At 69.3% G+C, this 14,382-nt stretch carries 12 protein-coding genes; 6 read left to right on the forward strand and 6 right to left on the reverse strand.

The genetic code is table 11. From position 1 onward, the window contains the following. The first annotated feature begins 123 nt into the window (after positions 1-123). Complete coding sequence (locus ACX40P_RS03590; protein WP_459124906.1) at positions 124-939, forward strand: Rossmann-fold NAD(P)-binding domain-containing protein; 816 nt, start codon at positions 124-126, stop codon at positions 937-939. Here ACX40P_RS03590 and ACX40P_RS03595 read toward each other — a convergent pair. Next, a complete protein-coding gene (locus tag ACX40P_RS03595) occupies positions 849-1,766 on the reverse strand; it encodes a DMT family transporter (RefSeq protein WP_459124907.1) in 918 nt (305 codons plus the stop codon). The two genes, ACX40P_RS03590 and ACX40P_RS03595, sit on opposite strands and share 91 nt — an antisense overlap. A gap of 96 nt (positions 1,767-1,862) precedes the next feature. Further along, positions 1,863-2,867 carry a threonine aldolase family protein gene (locus ACX40P_RS03600; protein WP_459124908.1) on the reverse strand — a complete coding sequence of 335 codons (1,005 nt, stop codon included), beginning with the start codon at positions 2,865-2,867 and terminating at the stop codon, positions 1,863-1,865. Between the two features lie 135 nt (positions 2,868-3,002). On the opposite strand from ACX40P_RS03600, the gene ACX40P_RS03605 reads away from it, so the two are divergent. Continuing rightward, entirely contained in the window at positions 3,003-3,146 is a 144-nt protein-coding gene (locus ACX40P_RS03605) for a hypothetical protein (protein WP_459124909.1), read from the forward strand. Positions 3,147-3,620: 474 nt separating this feature from the next. Here the strand turns inward: ACX40P_RS03605 and ACX40P_RS03610 are convergent, their stop codons facing one another. The 3 genes from ACX40P_RS03610 to ACX40P_RS03620 all read right to left on the reverse strand — a co-directional run bounded on the left by ACX40P_RS03610 (position 3,621) and on the right by ACX40P_RS03620 (position 8,236). Next, complete coding sequence (locus ACX40P_RS03610) at positions 3,621-5,750, reverse strand: transglycosylase domain-containing protein (protein WP_459124910.1); 2,130 nt, start codon at positions 5,748-5,750, stop codon at positions 3,621-3,623. 42 nt (positions 5,751-5,792) lie between these two features. Then, the gene (locus ACX40P_RS03615) at positions 5,793-7,385 is read right to left on the reverse strand and encodes a serine hydrolase (RefSeq protein ID WP_459124911.1); all 1,593 of its coding nucleotides are present in this window, start codon (positions 7,383-7,385) and stop codon (positions 5,793-5,795) included. Between the two features lie 284 nt (positions 7,386-7,669). Next, complete coding sequence (locus ACX40P_RS03620; RefSeq protein ID WP_459124912.1) at positions 7,670-8,236, reverse strand: HNH endonuclease; 567 nt, start codon at positions 8,234-8,236, stop codon at positions 7,670-7,672. A gap of 109 nt (positions 8,237-8,345) precedes the next feature. Between ACX40P_RS03620 and ACX40P_RS03625 the strand changes: the two genes are divergently transcribed. Beyond that, positions 8,346-9,302, forward strand: coding sequence for a glutamyl-Q tRNA(Asp) synthetase (locus ACX40P_RS03625; protein ID WP_459124913.1), 957 nt, complete (start codon positions 8,346-8,348; stop codon positions 9,300-9,302). A gap of 9 nt (positions 9,303-9,311) precedes the next feature. Beyond that, positions 9,312-9,542: a twin transmembrane helix small protein gene (locus tag ACX40P_RS03630; protein ID WP_459124914.1), complete on the forward strand. Its 231-nt coding sequence runs from the start codon at positions 9,312-9,314 to the stop codon at positions 9,540-9,542. Between the two features lie 87 nt (positions 9,543-9,629). Here ACX40P_RS03630 and ACX40P_RS03635 read toward each other — a convergent pair whose 3' ends face one another. Continuing rightward, positions 9,630-10,691 (reverse strand): mannose-1-phosphate guanylyltransferase/mannose-6-phosphate isomerase, encoded by a 1,062-nt coding sequence (locus ACX40P_RS03635; RefSeq protein WP_459124915.1) that lies wholly within the window; start codon positions 10,689-10,691, stop codon positions 9,630-9,632. A gap of 172 nt (positions 10,692-10,863) precedes the next feature. Here ACX40P_RS03635 and prsK point away from each other — a divergent pair, with 172 nt between their 5' ends. Together prsK and prsR are read left to right on the forward strand one after the other, a co-directional pair. Next, positions 10,864-12,891, forward strand: coding sequence for an XrtA/PEP-CTERM system histidine kinase PrsK (gene prsK, locus ACX40P_RS03640; RefSeq protein WP_459124916.1), 2,028 nt, complete (start codon positions 10,864-10,866; stop codon positions 12,889-12,891). Then, positions 12,888-14,237 (forward strand): PEP-CTERM-box response regulator transcription factor, encoded by a 1,350-nt coding sequence (prsR, locus tag ACX40P_RS03645; protein WP_459124917.1) that lies wholly within the window; start codon positions 12,888-12,890, stop codon positions 14,235-14,237. The genes prsK and prsR overlap by 4 nt, the downstream gene beginning before the upstream one ends. Positions 14,238-14,382 lie beyond the last annotated feature (145 nt).

The following is a 14,382-nucleotide window of genomic DNA, read 5'->3' on the forward strand; positions in this document are numbered from 1 at the left end:
GGCCCTCTCCCCTTTGGGGAGAGGGTTGGGAGAGGGGCAGGCGTCTCACCGAGATTGGGCCTACTGCCCCTCTCCCGACCTCGCTGCGCTCGGCCACCCTCTCCCCCTCGGGGAGAGGGCTTAGTGCGTCTCCTGATCTTCGGCCTTGGCTATACCGCCGCGCGTATCGCCGATGCGGTGAAGGCAGCGGGCGTCGTCATGGCGACCGGGCGCTCCGGCGATCTCGCGTTCGACGATGATGCGGGCGTGCGCGCCGCCATCGCCGCGTCGACGCATATCCTGTCCTCGGTGCCGCCGGGGGACGGGGATGAGCCGGTGCTGTCGCGCTATGGCGATGCTTTGGACGGGCGGTGGCTCGGGTATCTGTCGTCGACCGGCGTTTATGGCGATGCAGGTGGCGGCTGGGTGGATGAGAGCGCGCCGGTCGCGGGGCGGCGGGCGAACCGGAACGCGGCGGATACGGCGTGGCTGGCGCGGGGTTCGCGGGTGTTCCGCCTGCCCGGCATCTACGGCCCCGGCCGCTCGGCGCTCGACCGGGTGGCGGAGGGCAAGGCGCATCTGACGCGGCTGCCCGACCAGATCTTCAGCCGGGTCCATGTCGACGATATCGCCAGCGGCGTCGTCGCGGCGTTCGATGCGCCGGCAGGGGCGTACAACCTTTCCGACGATCTGCCCGCCAACCAGGACGATGTCGCATTGTACGCCGCGCGGCTGCTGGGGCTGCCCGATCCGCCGGTGGTGGCGCTGGCCGACCTCAGCCCGATGGCGCGCGGCTTCTATGCCGAGAACCGGCGGGTTTCGAACCTGAAGGCGAAGCGCGTGCTGGACTGGCGCCCGCGCTATCCCGACTATCGATTGGGCCTGCGCGCGGTCAGCGCGATGACGAGGCCGACGACGACCACGACGGCACCGGCGGCGGCGAGCGGCGACCAGCGATAGCCCTCGAACACCGTCGACAGCAGCATGGCGATGACCGGCACGATCGCGCCCGAATAGGCCGCCTTCGCCGGGCCGATCACGCGGATCACCCCGAAGTAGAGCGGGAAGGCGATGGCCGAGGCGAACACGCCGAGATAGGCGACGCCCGCCCAGTATAGCGGGTCGGCCGGGAACACCGGCGCACCGACCGTGGCGAAGGCGTAGGCCGCGTCGACGCCTGCGCCGATCAGCATGGCGATGCCGAGCATGCCGCTCATCGGATAGCGCTTCGCCGCCTGCGTGCCCTGCATGATGTTGGCGCTGGAGGCGGAGATGACCGCGGCCAGCGTGAAGCCGATGCCGGCGAACAGCGCGGTCCGGCCGCCGGGATCGCTCGCGACCTCATGCACGAACAGCAAGGCGACGCCCGAAATGGCGACGAGTGAACCAAGGATCAGCTGCCGCCCCATGCGCTGGCCGAGGAAGATGCGCGCCAGCGTGGCGTTGGGCACCAGCATCAGCGCGAACACCACCGCGACGAGGCCTGAGGTGATGAAATGCTCAGCGCGGTAGACGAAGTTGAAGTTGAGCACGAACTGCAGCGTGCCGAGCGCGGCGGCAAAGCCCCAACCGCGCGCATCGAGCCGCGCCAGTTCCCCGCGATACGCCGCCCAGCCGAGCATCGCGACGCCGGCGACGATGAAGCGGTAGCTGACCGACCAGCTCGGCGGCACCTGGCCCAGCTGGCCGGCGATGACGATCCACGTCGATCCCCAGATCAGCGTGACGATCGCGAAGGGGATCAGGACCGCGAGGCGCGTCGATTGCGGGGGCGGGGCGGCGCTCATGCGCGCGCCTTAGCGAGCGCGGGGGGCGAGCGCGACTCTTTCGGGGGTGAGGTTCCGCCATCCTCGCCGGGGTACGATGAAGGTGCGCTCGGTGCGTTACCCCAGCGCCGCGATTGCCTCCGCCAGCGGGGCGATCTCCGCTTCGGTCTGGTTCCACGACGTCACCAGCCGGATCTCGCCATCGGCCCAGTCGTAGAAATCGAAGCCCAACGCGCGCAGGCTGGCCGCTTCTTCAGGCGTGGCGCGCAGGAAGATCTCATTGGCCTCGACCGGGTGGACCAGTCGATGCGGTGCACCCTTTGCCAGCAACGTAGCGGCGGCGTTGGCCGCCCGGGCGTTGGTCAGCCACAGCTCGCCGTCGAGCATCGCCAGTAGCTGCGCGGCGAGATACCGGCCCTTCGAACTCAGCAGGCCGGCGCGCTTGCGGCGGCGCTTCGCCATGGCGGCGAGGCCGGGGCGGAAGAAGACGAGCGCTTCGGCATTCATCGCGCCATTCTTGATGAAGCCGAACGACAGCGCGTCGACCCCGGCGCGCCACGTCACGTCGGCGGGCGTGCAGCCCACGTGTGCGACCGCATTGGCGAAGCGCGCGCCGTCCATGTGCAGCGCGAGGCCGCGGGCGCGGGCAACCGCGCCGATCGCGGCGACTTCGGCGGGTGTGTAGGCGAGGCCATATTCGGTGGCGTTGCTGATCGAAACAACGTGGGGCTGCACCTGATGCACATCGGCGCGGATGCGCGATGCGACCGCTTCGATGGCATCAGGCGTCAGCTTCGCGCCGTCGCCATCGGCGAGCAGCAGCTTCGCGCCATGGGTGTAGAATTCGGGTGCGCCGCCCTCGTCCACATTGATGTGCGCGTCGCGGTGGCAGATCACGCCGCCGTCGGGCGGACAGAGCGTGGCGAGCGCGAGGCAGTTGGCGGCGGTGCCGGTCGGCACCAACAAAACCTCGACCGCGGTTTCGAAAACTTGCGAAAAGCGCGCGTCGAGCGACTGCGACAATGCATCGCCGTCATAGGCGGTGTCGAGCGTGTTCGCGGCGGCCAGCGCGTCGAGCACAGCTTGTGGGACAGGAGCGGCGTTGTCGGAGAAGAAGCGCATGGCCCATGCTGTCGCGGTGAAATCCCGGGCGGTCAATCACCTAAGCGCCGGTCCCGTGCGGCGTTGGTCGCACCGATACTCGTCCCGGCGGGCGGGGTATCGACAAATCGATCCGCACGCGTTTATGCGTACCCGATGATCGAGATTACGCGTGAGACGGTCGCCTATGCGATCATCGCCATCGTGATTGTTGTCTTAAGCGTAGCCGTGCCGCTGTACCTGCGTCGGCGGCACCGGCGACGTCTCCGCCAGCGCGGGATCAAACGCTACGGGCATTGAGATTAGCGGGCGGCGGCGATTATCGCTGCGCCGATGCATCCATTGCCGTGCTCCCGCGAAAGCGGGAGCCTAGTGCCGCAAGTGCCAACGTCCGTAACCCTGGGCTCCCGCCTCCGCGGGAGCACGGGCGCGGGGGTCTCGGCACCCTGTTAGCTTACCGTAACCGGGCTACGGCCTTCGCCGCGGCGTGCGGTGCTCCGACTTCGCTCAGCACGAACGGGTGAGGGGCATGCGACCTCTTCTTAGAGCATATCGACATTCAGCCCAGACGGGCCTGCAAAGCGCGGTTCTGCTGCGCGTCGGTGCTCACGTACCGGAAGTACGCTGCGCTCCGATGCTCGCAGAACCACCCTTTTCGGCTCCGCCTGAACTGAATGTCGATACGCCCTAGTTTGCGCTTGCGGCGCGAAGAACGGTCCTTCGACAAGCTCAGGACGAACGGGAGGCGTATCGTGACGGAGCGTTGGTAAGCCCTTACCCCGTCGGTTCGGCCTCTTCCTCCCGGACGGGGCGGCGGTCGTCGCGGTCCTGGATCGGCGGCGGATCGCGGCGGCGGTCGGCGGGGGCGACGTCGAAGCTGCCGTCGCGGCCCAGGCGGACGTTGACGCCGAGGCCCTCGATCTCGCCCTCCAGACCCTCGGGCAGGAAGCCTTCAGGTTCGACGGCATTGTCGGTCTCCTCGACTCCGCCGACATCCTCCTCGACCACCGGCGCCTGCGGCGGAGCGACGCCCAGCGCCTCGACCATGAAGTCGCGCCAGATGCGCGCGGGGATGCCGCCGCCCGACAAGCCGGGGTTGGGCGAATTGTCGTCATTGCCGACCCAGACGCCCGCGACCAGATCCTGCGCATAGCCGACGAAGATCGCGTCGCGACTGTTCTGCGTCGTGCCGGTCTTGCCGTACGCGGGTACGGACAGCGCGGCGGCGCGGCTGGTGCCGCGATCGACCGAGCGGGCGAGCATCATGCGGATGCCGTCGCGCTCGTTCTCGCCCATCACGGTGGTGCGGCCGCGCAGCCGCTCCAGCCAGCTGCCGCTCTCGTCCGTCGCCGACAGGCCGTGCGCGCGCACCGGATAGCTGCCGTTGGCGACCGCGGCATAGGCGCTGGTCAGTTCCAGCAGCGACATGGTCTGCGTGCCGAGCGCGATCGACGCTTCGTCGGCGAGCGGGCTGGTGACGCCCAGATCGCGCGCGACGCGCACGACGTTCTGCACGCCGACCTGCTTGATAAGGCGCGCGGCGGCGACGTTCGACGATTTGGCGAAGGCGCGCGCCAGCGTGATCTCACCCGCATAGCTGCCGCCGTCGTTCTTAGGGCTCCAGTCGCCGATCGTGACGGGTTCGTCGAGCACGGTCGAGTCGGGCGTCATGCCGGAGCGGAGCGCGGCGAGATAGACGAACAGCTTGAAGGTCGAGCCCGGCTGGCGCTGCGCCTGCACCGCGCGGTTGAACGGCGAGGTCTTGTAGTCCTTGCCGCCGATCATCGCGACGACGGTGCCGTCCGGGCGCATCGCGACCAGCGCCACCTGCGCCTGGCGCAGGCCGGCGCGGCGGACGGCGCGCTCCGCCGCCTTCTGGATACGGGTGTCGAGCGTCGTCGTGACGGTGATCTCGTTGGCGATCTCGCCCGACCGGTCGCGCGCCTCGGGCAGCACCCAGTCGGCGAAATAGGTGCCGGTCGGGAGGGTGCGGACCTTCTCCACGTTCAGTCGCGCCGGGCCGACGTGGGCGGCCTGCGCCTTCGTGATGACGCCCGTTTCGACCATCGCGCCGACGACCAGCTTCTGCCGCGCGCGGGCGCCGGACAGGTTGACGGTGGGGGCGAGGCGCGAGGGCGCTTTCACGAGGCCGGCGAGCAGCGCGGCCTGCGCAATGCTCAGATCCTCGGGCTTGCGGCTGAAGTAGTGCTGCGACGCCGCCGACAGGCCGTAGACGTTGTCGCCGAAATAGACGTTGGAGAGATAGCGGCTGAGGATCTCGTCCTTCGACAGCCACGCCTCCAGCCAGAAGGAGATGAGCAGCTCGCGCGCCTTGCGGCCGAAGGTGCGGTCGGAGGAGAGGAAGGCGTTCTTTGCCAGCTGCTGCGTGATGGTCGAGCCACCCTCGCGCATGCCGCCGGCGCGGGCGTTGTTCCACATCGCGCGGGCGATGCCGCGCGGGGAGACGCCCCAATGGCCGTAGAAGCGCCGGTCCTCGATCGCGATGAAGGCGCCGGGCACGTGTTTCGGCAGCTTGGTCACGTCGACCGGGTCGCCGATGATCGCGCCGCGCCGGGCGATCGGCGTCTTGCCGTCGGAGGCGAGCAGCGTGATGCTGGGCGGCGTCGGCGGTTTCAGCGAGCGCGACAGCGGCGCGGTGACCGCGAGCCAGGCGATCGCGATCACCAGCAGCACGACGAGGGCGGCGAGACCGCGCACGATCCACTTGCCCCAGGCGATGTGGCGGCGGGGGTTATCAGACGAGGACGGCGGGCCGGGCGGGGGTGGCGGCGACGTGGCGTCGCGGCCAAGGTTCAGACGTGCGCGGTCGAAGGCGGCGAAAGGGTCGTCCCCCGACGTCGCGGCGCGACGATCGGACGGATCGGACGGCGAACCCAGATTCATGTTACTGTATTATCAACCTAATACGCGCGCTGCAAGCGGGTGCTACCTTCGCCGTACCGGCACGAACGCCAGATGCTGGAAATCATAGCTGAAGTCGGCGAGGGGCGAGAGCGGTTTCATCGTGACGCCGGTCACGCGACCATCCTGCACCGCGAATGTCACGACCGCATCCTCGCCCGCGTCCTTCGGAAAGCGGGTGCGGAACGCATCCTTGCCCCATGTCTCCAGCGGCCCCTTGAACACCGGCGTGGGCACGAAATCGATCGACAGGCGACCGCGGCGTTCGGCGACGACGATGTCCCCGTACCACGGATCGCGATAACGGCCGGCATAGGCGGCGAGCGGCAGGCTGGGGCCGCCAGCGGGCGCGGTATCGACACCGCCCGCGACGGTAGCCAGCGCATCGGCATCGCCCTTCGCCTTGCGCGCGCCATAAGCGGTCACCCAGTCATAGGCGGGTGCGCCGATCAGCCGGTCGAGAATGGCGTTACGCATCGCGCTCGACGTTCCGTCCTCGACATTGGTGAAGACCGCGACGCCGATGCCGCGCGACGGGATCATCGCGGTCTGGGTGATCTGTCCGGTCAGCCCGCCCGAATGCGCGACCATGCGGTGGCCGCGATAGTCGGACACGAACCACCCGAGCGCGTAGCTCGACTGGACGGGGCGGGCGGGATTTTCAGGCGTGGCGCCGTCGCTGGACGAGACGATGACCTGCGGCGTCCACATCTCCCGCGCCTGCGCGGCACTCCACAGGCGCTTGCCGTCGGGCAGCACGCCGCCAGCGAGCTGGAGCGAGAGCCATTTGGCGATATCGGCGGCGCTGGCGTTGATCCCGCCGGCCGCGTCGATGGCAGGCGTCTCGTCGGGTTTGACGATCTGCATCGGGCCGATCCCGCGCACCGGCGGGCCGAGGCGCGCGTGGCGGCCCGCGACATCGTCGCTGCGCAACAGGCCGAGCGAAGGCACCGCGTCCGCCATGCCGATCGGCGCCAGCAGCCGCGTCGCGACGAACTGGCGCCACGACTGGCCGGACACGCGCGCGATCAGCTCGCCCGCGACGATGTAGAGAATGTTGTCATAGGCATAGCCGGCGTGGAACCCCTTCTCCGCCTTCAGATATTGCAGCGCGCGCACCGCGTCCGCCGCCGTGCGGGCGGAGGCCGGGAAGTACATCAGGTCGCCCGCACCGAGCGGCAGGCCGCTGCGATGGACCAGCAGATCGCGCACCGTCATCATCGCCGTCACGGCGGGATCGGCCATGCGGAAGTCGGGGAGGTAGCGGGTGACGGGTTCGTCCCAGCCGACCTTGCCCTCGTCAACGAGGATCGCGATCGCGGCGGCGGTGAACGCCTTGCTGTTCGAGGCGATGCCGAAGCGGGTGTTCGCACCTACCGGGCCGGGCTTGCCGAGCGTGCGGACGCCGTAGCCGCGCAGCACCGGCGGCGCGTCCTTGCGCACGATCGCCACAGCGGCGCCGGGCACGTCGAAGCGGGTCATGAAGCTCTGGACGAGCGGATCGAGCCACGCATCGCCGCCGTCCTGCGCTATCGCCCAGCCGGGCAGCGCCAGCGCCGCGCCGCCGCCCAGCCCGACCGCCAGCGCCCGCCGCCGATCCATCGTCAGTCCCGCCATGTGTTTTGTTCCCCAACCGTCCCGGCCGGATCATGCGCCGCCGCCGAGCGCGCCGCAACCGGGCGCGCCGCAACCGGGGTGTGGGACTGCACCCGTTCGTCCTGAGTAGCCACTGAGCTTGTCGAAGGGGCGTATCGAAGGACATGCCACCTGTGCTTCGATAAGTGTCAGGTGAAACATGCCCCGCATGTTTCAGGATGGTCCAGGGGCGATCCGACCTGACACTCCTCGACTTCGCTCAGCCGCTACTCAGCACGAACGGGTTGGGGGATGATCGATCGACCTCAGGCATCCAGCTCGACGTCCCAGTAGAGCCAGTCGCGCCATGTATCGTGAAGGTAGTTGGGCGGGAAGCGGCGGCCGTGTTCCTGCAGCTGCCAGTTGGTCGGGCGGATCGGCTGGACGTAGAGCGGCATCTTCGCCTCCGCCGGCGTGCGGCCGCCCTTGCGCAGGTTGCACGGCGCGCAGGCGGTGGCGACGTTTTCCCACGTCGTGCGACCACCATAGGCGCGCGGGATGACGTGGTCGAAGGTCAGGTCGCGGTGCGTCCCGCAATATTGGCAGGCGAAGCGATCGCGCAGGAACAGGTTGAAGCGGGTGAAGGCGGGGAACGCCGATGGCCGGACATATTGCTTGAGCGCGATGACGGACGGCAGCTTCAGCGACGCGGTCGGGCTGCGCACCTCGCGTTCATAGTGCGAGACGATGTCGACACGGTCGAGGAACACCGCCTTCACCGCCGTCTGCCACGGCCAGATCGACAGCGGATAATAGCTGAGCGGCGTATAGTCGGCGTTGAGCACCAGCGCCGGACAGGCGTCGGGATGTCTGAGCAGGTCGGGATGAAACAAGTTGCTCCCCTTCGCTGTGCCGCCGGCGCAGCCATCGCTGCGAAGGATGACGTGGGTATGACAGCACGGGCGCTGACGCGGGGTCAAGAGGCGTGTTAACGCGGTGCCGATGAGCGACGTCGTCACCCGCTTCGCGCCCAGCCCGACCGGGCGGCTGCATATCGGCCATGCCGTGTCCGCGATCCGCGCGCACGACTTTGCGCGGGACAGGGGCGGACGCTTCCTGCTGCGGATCGAGGATATCGACGGGGCGCGCAGCCGGGAGGAGCATGTTGCGGGGATCGTCGAGGATCTGGCGTGGCTTGGGCTGGACTGGGACGGGCCGGTGGTGCGGCAGTCGGTGCGGCTGGCGCTGTACGATGCGGCGCTCGACCGGTTGCGGGGGATGGGGCTGCTGTACCGCTGCGTCTGCACGCGCGCCGACATCGCGGCGAGCCTGTCCGCGCCGCATGAGGCGGGCGCGGTATATCCGGGGACGTGCCGGGGGCGGGACGTGGGGTGTGACCGTCCTTACGCGTGGCGGCTGAATGTGGCGAAGGCGCTGTCGATCCTCCCCGGCACGGGGAGGGGGACCGCCGGCGCAGCCGGTGGTGGAGGGGGCTATCCGCGAGCGGCACGTGTGCGGCCGGCCCCCTCCACCAGCTTCGCTGGTCCCCCTCCCCGTGCCGGGGAGGATTTATGGTGGCACGACGGCACCGCGGGATGGATCTCCGCTAACCCCGCGTCACACGGCGATGTCGTGCTGGCGCGCAAGGATGCGCCGGCGAGCTATCATCTGGCGGCGACGGTGGACGATGCGGCCCAGGGCGTAACAGACGTGGTGCGGGGACTAGACCTGTTCGACAGCACGCATGTCCACCGGCTGTTGCAGGCGCTGCTCGGTCTGCCGACGCCGCGCTATCACCACCATCCGTTGCTGGCCGGGCCTGACGGGCGGCGGCTCGCCAAGCGTGCGGGGGCACCCGCGCTGGCCGAACTGCGCGAGGGCGGGATGGATGGTCAGGCGCTGGCGGCGATGCTGCGCGCGGGCGATCTTCCCATTGGATTTGGAGCGCGGAAGGATTAGATAGCGACCATGCAGATTTTCCTCGCCATCCTGCTGCTCGCAGCGATGATCGCCACCGTGGTCGCGCTGGTGCGCGGGATCGTCGTCTTCCTCAAGACGACCGAGGAGGAGCTGAAGAACGGCACCGGGCCGAGCGCCTCAGCGCTGAAATCGAACAAGATGATGCAGTATCGCATCTTCTTTCAGGCGCTGGCGGTGCTGATCGTCGTGGTGATTCTGTTCGCAGCGGGACGGACGTAAACTCAAAACCGTTCGTCCTGAGCGAAGTCGACGGGCTTGGCGTGGAACGGTGCTTAGACAGCGCTCAGCACGATCGGGTGGCGGGGCTTACCCCCGCGCCTTCATCGCCTCGATGATCGCCTTCACGTCCTGACTGCGGCCCTTCGGTAAAATAAGGATGTCGTTGCCCGAGGCGACGACGATCAGGTCGCTGACCCCGACCAATGCGACGCGCGCGCCGTCCGAGCGCACGAAGCAGTTCGACGTGTCGACCGCGATCACTTCGCCGGCATGAGTATTGCCGCCTTCGTCCGAGGCGCTGATCGCGTCGAGCGCGTCCCAGCTGCCGAGATCGCTCCAGCCCATCGTGACCGGAACGACGGCGACGCGCGCAGCCTTTTCCATCACGGCATAATCGATCGAATCTGCCGGGCTGGCCGCGAAGGCGTCGGCATCGGGGTATAGCCGTGTGCCCTCCCGCCGCCCGGCGTCGATCGCGGCGTGCGCGGCGGCGACCATGTCGGGCGCCTCGCGGCCCAGCACTTCGAGATAGCGGTCGGCGCGGAACAGGAAGATGCCGCCGTTCCACGCGTGCCCGCCCGCCGCGAGCATCGCCTGTGCGGCGTCGAGCGGCGGCTTTTCGATGAAGCGATCGACGCGGTGGACACCGTCGGCAATGCGGTCCCCGACCTTGATCCAGCCATACCCCGTCTCGGGCGCGTCGGGCGCGATGCCGAAGGTGACGAGCCAGCCGTCCGCGACGAGCGGCAGCGCGGCGGCGATGGCGGCGTGGAAGGCGGCGACGTCGGCGATGACGTGATCCGAGGGCATGACCAGCAGGGGCGCGTCACCGCCGCCCGCCGCGATGGCCGCGAGCGCGATGGCGGGCGCGGTGTTGCGACCGACCGGTTCGAGAATCAACGTTTCCGGCGCCAGCCCGACCGCGGCGAGTTGCTCCTCCACCGCATCGGCGTGGGCGGTGTTGGCGACGACGATCGGCGCGGCGAACGCTTCACCATGCGGGGTGCGCAACGCGGTCAGCTGCAGCATCGTCTCGTCCGCCGTCAGCGCCAGTAATTGCTTGGGTCGTTCGGGGCGCGACATCGGCCACAGCCGCGTACCGGACCCGCCGGAAAGAATGACAGGCACGATCGGCGGCGCGGTGGTCATGGTCGGAATTTTCCCCCTGGAACGGCGGCGACGGTCGTCACGCCGGGCGCTTGAACGCACGAAGTGCCACCCGGCTCCATTAGGCACGTCGGCCACGCCGTCTTCAACATTTATTCGCCAATCTGCGCGATGGGTGGCGGGTGTCGGATGCTTTTACACTCGCGGTCGCCGCATGACCGACGCGCTGGTCCTGTGGAGCCATGCGCTGTCGGCGCTGCTGTTCGCGCTGCTGGCCGTCCTCGCCGCGCGACGTGTAGCCGCCGATCTGCCGCGCTGGCCGCTGGTGGCGATGCTGGGGCTGACCGCGCTGTGGGCGCTGGCGGTGGCGGGGATCGGCGGGGCGGACATCGCCACGCGGCTGGTCGACGGCGCGCGCAATCTGGCGATGCTGGGCGTGATGGTCGCGCTGTCGCGCGATCGTGCGCGCACGGCGCCGATCTATGGCGTGGTGGCGATGGTGGTGGTCTTCGCCAGCGCCGGCCAGATACTGGGCCTGACGTTGCGCGGGACGGCGGCGGGCAACGAGATCACTATGCTGGCGACGCTGCTGCGGATGATGATCGACGTAGCCGCGCTGGTGCTCGTTCACAATCTGGGTGGGGCCGAGCGGCGGGGCGATGTCGCGCTGCTGGCGTGCGCGCTTGCCTGCATCTGGGCGTCCGACCTCGCGCTGGCGACGACGGCGTATCTGACCGGTGGGTGGCATCCGCTGCCGCAGGTCGCGCGCGGGCTGTCGATGGCGCTGGCCGGCGGGCTGGTCGCGGTGGCGCTGCACCGCGACGATCGCCGTCCGGTCGCGGTGTCGCGCGCGGTCGCCTATCGCTCGCTCTCGCTGGTCGCGATCGGCGGCTATTTCGTGCTGCTGGCGATCGTCACCAGCGCGCTGTCGACGGTCGGCGGCAGCAACGCGCGGCTGTTCCAGACCGCCTTCGTGTTCGGATCCGCCACGGCGGTCGCGACGCTGGCCGCGTCGCCGTGGCTGCGCGCCTGGGCGAAGGTGAAGATCGCCAAGCACCTTTATCGCCATCGCTATGACTATCGCACCGAATGGCTGCGCTTCACCGCGACGCTGGCCGCGGCGGGCACCGGCGTGCCGCTGGCGACGCGTGTCGTGAAGGCGGTGGCCGACCTGACGGAATCGCCCGCCGGCTTGCTGCTGGTGCGCGACGGCGCGGGGCTGGGCATCGGCGCGGGGTGGAACTGGGCGGAGGCGCCGCGCGAGGGGGCGGGGGCTGCGCTGGTCGACCATCTGACGACCAGCGAGCGCATCGTCGAGCTGGACCCGTTGCGCGCCGGGCGCGGTGACGACGACGAACGGGTGGTGGTGCCGGACTGGATGATGGCCGACGCGATCGGATGGGCGCTGGTGCCGCTTATCCACGGGCGCGATCTGGTCGGCGCACTCCTGCTCGCCCGACCGCCGCTCGACCGCGCGCTGGACTGGGAGGATTTCGACCTGTTGAAGGTCGCCGGGCGCCAGGTCGCCAGCTATCTGGCCGAGGCGCAGGCGCAGGAGGCGCTGGCGGAAGGGGCGAGGTTCGACGAGTTCAACCGTCGCTTCGCGTTCATCGTCCACGACATCAAGAATCTGGTGAGCGGTATCAGCCTGGTCGCGCGCAATGCCGAGCGGCATGCGGAGAACCCCGATTTTCGAGCGGACATGATCGCCACGCTGCAGGATTCGGCGGCGAAGATGAACGCGCTGCTGGCGCGCCTGTCGCCCGCCAGTCGGCCGCGGGCCGAGGCGAGCGTCGCGGTCCCCTTGCGCGCTCTGGCCGAGCGGATCGCGGCGGCGCGGCGGGCGACGCATTCGATCATCGTCGAGGGCGATGGCGACGTGCAGGCGGTGGCGGACCCGGTTCGGCTGGAGCAGATCATGGGGCATTTGTTGTTGAACGCCGTGGAGGCGAGCGCGCCGGGTGCGGCGGTCACGATCCGCGTCGCGGCATCGGGCGACGCGGCGATGGTCGCGATCGTCGACAGCGGCTGCGGCATGAGCGCGGCGTTCGTGCGCGATCACCTGTTTCGCCCGTTCGTGTCGTCGAAGCCCGCCGGCTTCGGCATCGGCGCGTTCGAGGCGAAGCAGCTGGCCGAAAGCATGGGCGGCCGAATCGAGGTGGACAGCCGCGAGGGCGAGGGATCGGAATTTCGCATCCTGCTGCCCCTGGCGCGCGCGGACGAACTGGGGGTTGCGGCATGAGCGAGCGGACGTTGCTGATCGTCGAAGACGATGCAGCGCTCCAGCGGCAGCTGCGCTGGGCCTATGATGGCTACCGCGTGATCGTCGCCTCCGACCGGGCTGAGGCGATCGCCGCATTGCGCGCCGAAGAGCCGGCGGTCGTCACGCTCGACCTGGGCCTGCCGCCCGATCCCGACGGCGTGACGGAGGGGTTCGCGACGCTGGCCGAGATCCTGTCGCTGAAGCCCGATACGAAGGTGATCGTCGCGTCGGGCCATGGCGAGCGGGCGAGCGCACTGCGGGCGATCGGCGAGGGCGCGTTCGATTTCTATGCCAAGCCGATCGACATCGACACGCTGGGACTGATCGTCGCGCGCGCCTTCCACGTCCACGATCTGGAGGCGGAGAATGCGCGGCTGGCGCGGACGGCGACGCCGGCGAATGCGCTGGGCGGGCTGGTGACGGCGGCGCCCGAGATGCTGAGCGTCGCGCGCACGATCGAACGGGTCGCGTCGGCCGATGTTTCGGTAATGCTGCTCGGCGCATCGGGCACCGGCAAGGAGGTGCTGGCGCGCGGGGTGCACGAGCGCAGCGGGCGGAAGGGCGCGTTCGTCGCGATCAACTGCGCGGCGATTCCGGAGACGCTGCTGGAAAGCGAGCTGTTCGGGCATGAGAAGGGCGCGTTCACCGGCGCGATCCGCACGACCGAGGGCAAGATCGAGCTGGCGCAGGGCGGCACGCTGTTTTTGGACGAGATCGGCGACGTGCCGCTGCCGCTGCAGGTCAAGCTGCTGCGCTTTCTGCAGGAACGCGTGATCGAGCGGCTTGGCGGGCGCAAGGCGATTGCCGTCGACACGCGCATTGTGTGCGCGACGCACCGCGATATCGACGCGATGGTGGCGGACGGCAGCTTTCGCGAGGACCTCTACTACCGGCTGGCCGAGATCGTCGTGCGCATTCCATCGCTCGCCGAGCGGCCGGGGGACGCCGGGCTGCTGGCGCGGCATTTCCTCGCGCACCATGCGCGGTTGCGCAAGGCCGCCGTGAAGGGCTTCGCGCCCGATGCGCTGGCGGCGATCGACGCGCATCCGTGGCCGGGCAACGTGCGCGAGCTGGAGAACCGCGTGAAGCGCGCGGTCATCATGGCCGATGGCGCGCGGGTGACGGCGGCCGACCTCGACCTGGGGGGGGCGGAGGACGCCGGCCTGCCGATCAACCTGCGCGCCGCGCGCGAGCGGGCCGACCGGGGGGCGATCCGCCATGCGCTGGCGCGGGCGGACGGGAATATCTCGAGCACCGCGCGGTTGCTCGGGATCAGCCGGCCGACGCTGTACGATCTGCTGAAGGCGTACGACATGCAGGGGTGAGGGGGCGTGCGATTACCTCCCATCCCGTTCGTGCTGAGCTTGTCGAAGCACTGCACTTTCTTCGGACCGCGTATCCCTTGGCACGAAGAAGGGCAGCCCTTCGACAGGCTCAGGGCGAACGGTAAGAGAGTGGCGTTTCAGTTTT

The organism is Sphingomonas sp. RS2018 (assembly GCF_054489605.1).

Bases quoted from the DNA above. Each gene is read 5' to 3' on its own strand.
- ACX40P_RS03610 (WP_459124910.1), bottom strand. From the start codon at position 5,750: ATGAATCTGGGTTCGCCGTCCGATCCGTCCGATCGTCGCGCCGCGACG.
- ACX40P_RS03600 (WP_459124908.1), bottom strand. From the start codon at position 2,867: ATGCGCTTCTTCTCCGACAACGCCGCTCCTGTCCCACAAGCTGTGCTC.
- ACX40P_RS03625 (WP_459124913.1), top strand. From the start codon at position 8,346: ATGAGCGACGTCGTCACCCGCTTCGCGCCCAGCCCGACCGGGCGGCTG.
- prsK (WP_459124916.1), top strand. From the start codon at position 10,864: ATGACCGACGCGCTGGTCCTGTGGAGCCATGCGCTGTCGGCGCTGCTG.
- ACX40P_RS03615 (WP_459124911.1), bottom strand. From the start codon at position 7,385: ATGGCGGGACTGACGATGGATCGGCGGCGGGCGCTGGCGGTCGGGCTG.
- prsR (WP_459124917.1), top strand. From the start codon at position 12,888: ATGAGCGAGCGGACGTTGCTGATCGTCGAAGACGATGCAGCGCTCCAG.
- ACX40P_RS03595 (WP_459124907.1), bottom strand. From the start codon at position 1,766: ATGAGCGCCGCCCCGCCCCCGCAATCGACGCGCCTCGCGGTCCTGATC.
- ACX40P_RS03635 (WP_459124915.1), bottom strand. From the start codon at position 10,691: ATGACCACCGCGCCGCCGATCGTGCCTGTCATTCTTTCCGGCGGGTCC.
- ACX40P_RS03605 (WP_459124909.1), top strand. From the start codon at position 3,003: ATGATCGAGATTACGCGTGAGACGGTCGCCTATGCGATCATCGCCATC.
- ACX40P_RS03630 (WP_459124914.1), top strand. From the start codon at position 9,312: ATGCAGATTTTCCTCGCCATCCTGCTGCTCGCAGCGATGATCGCCACC.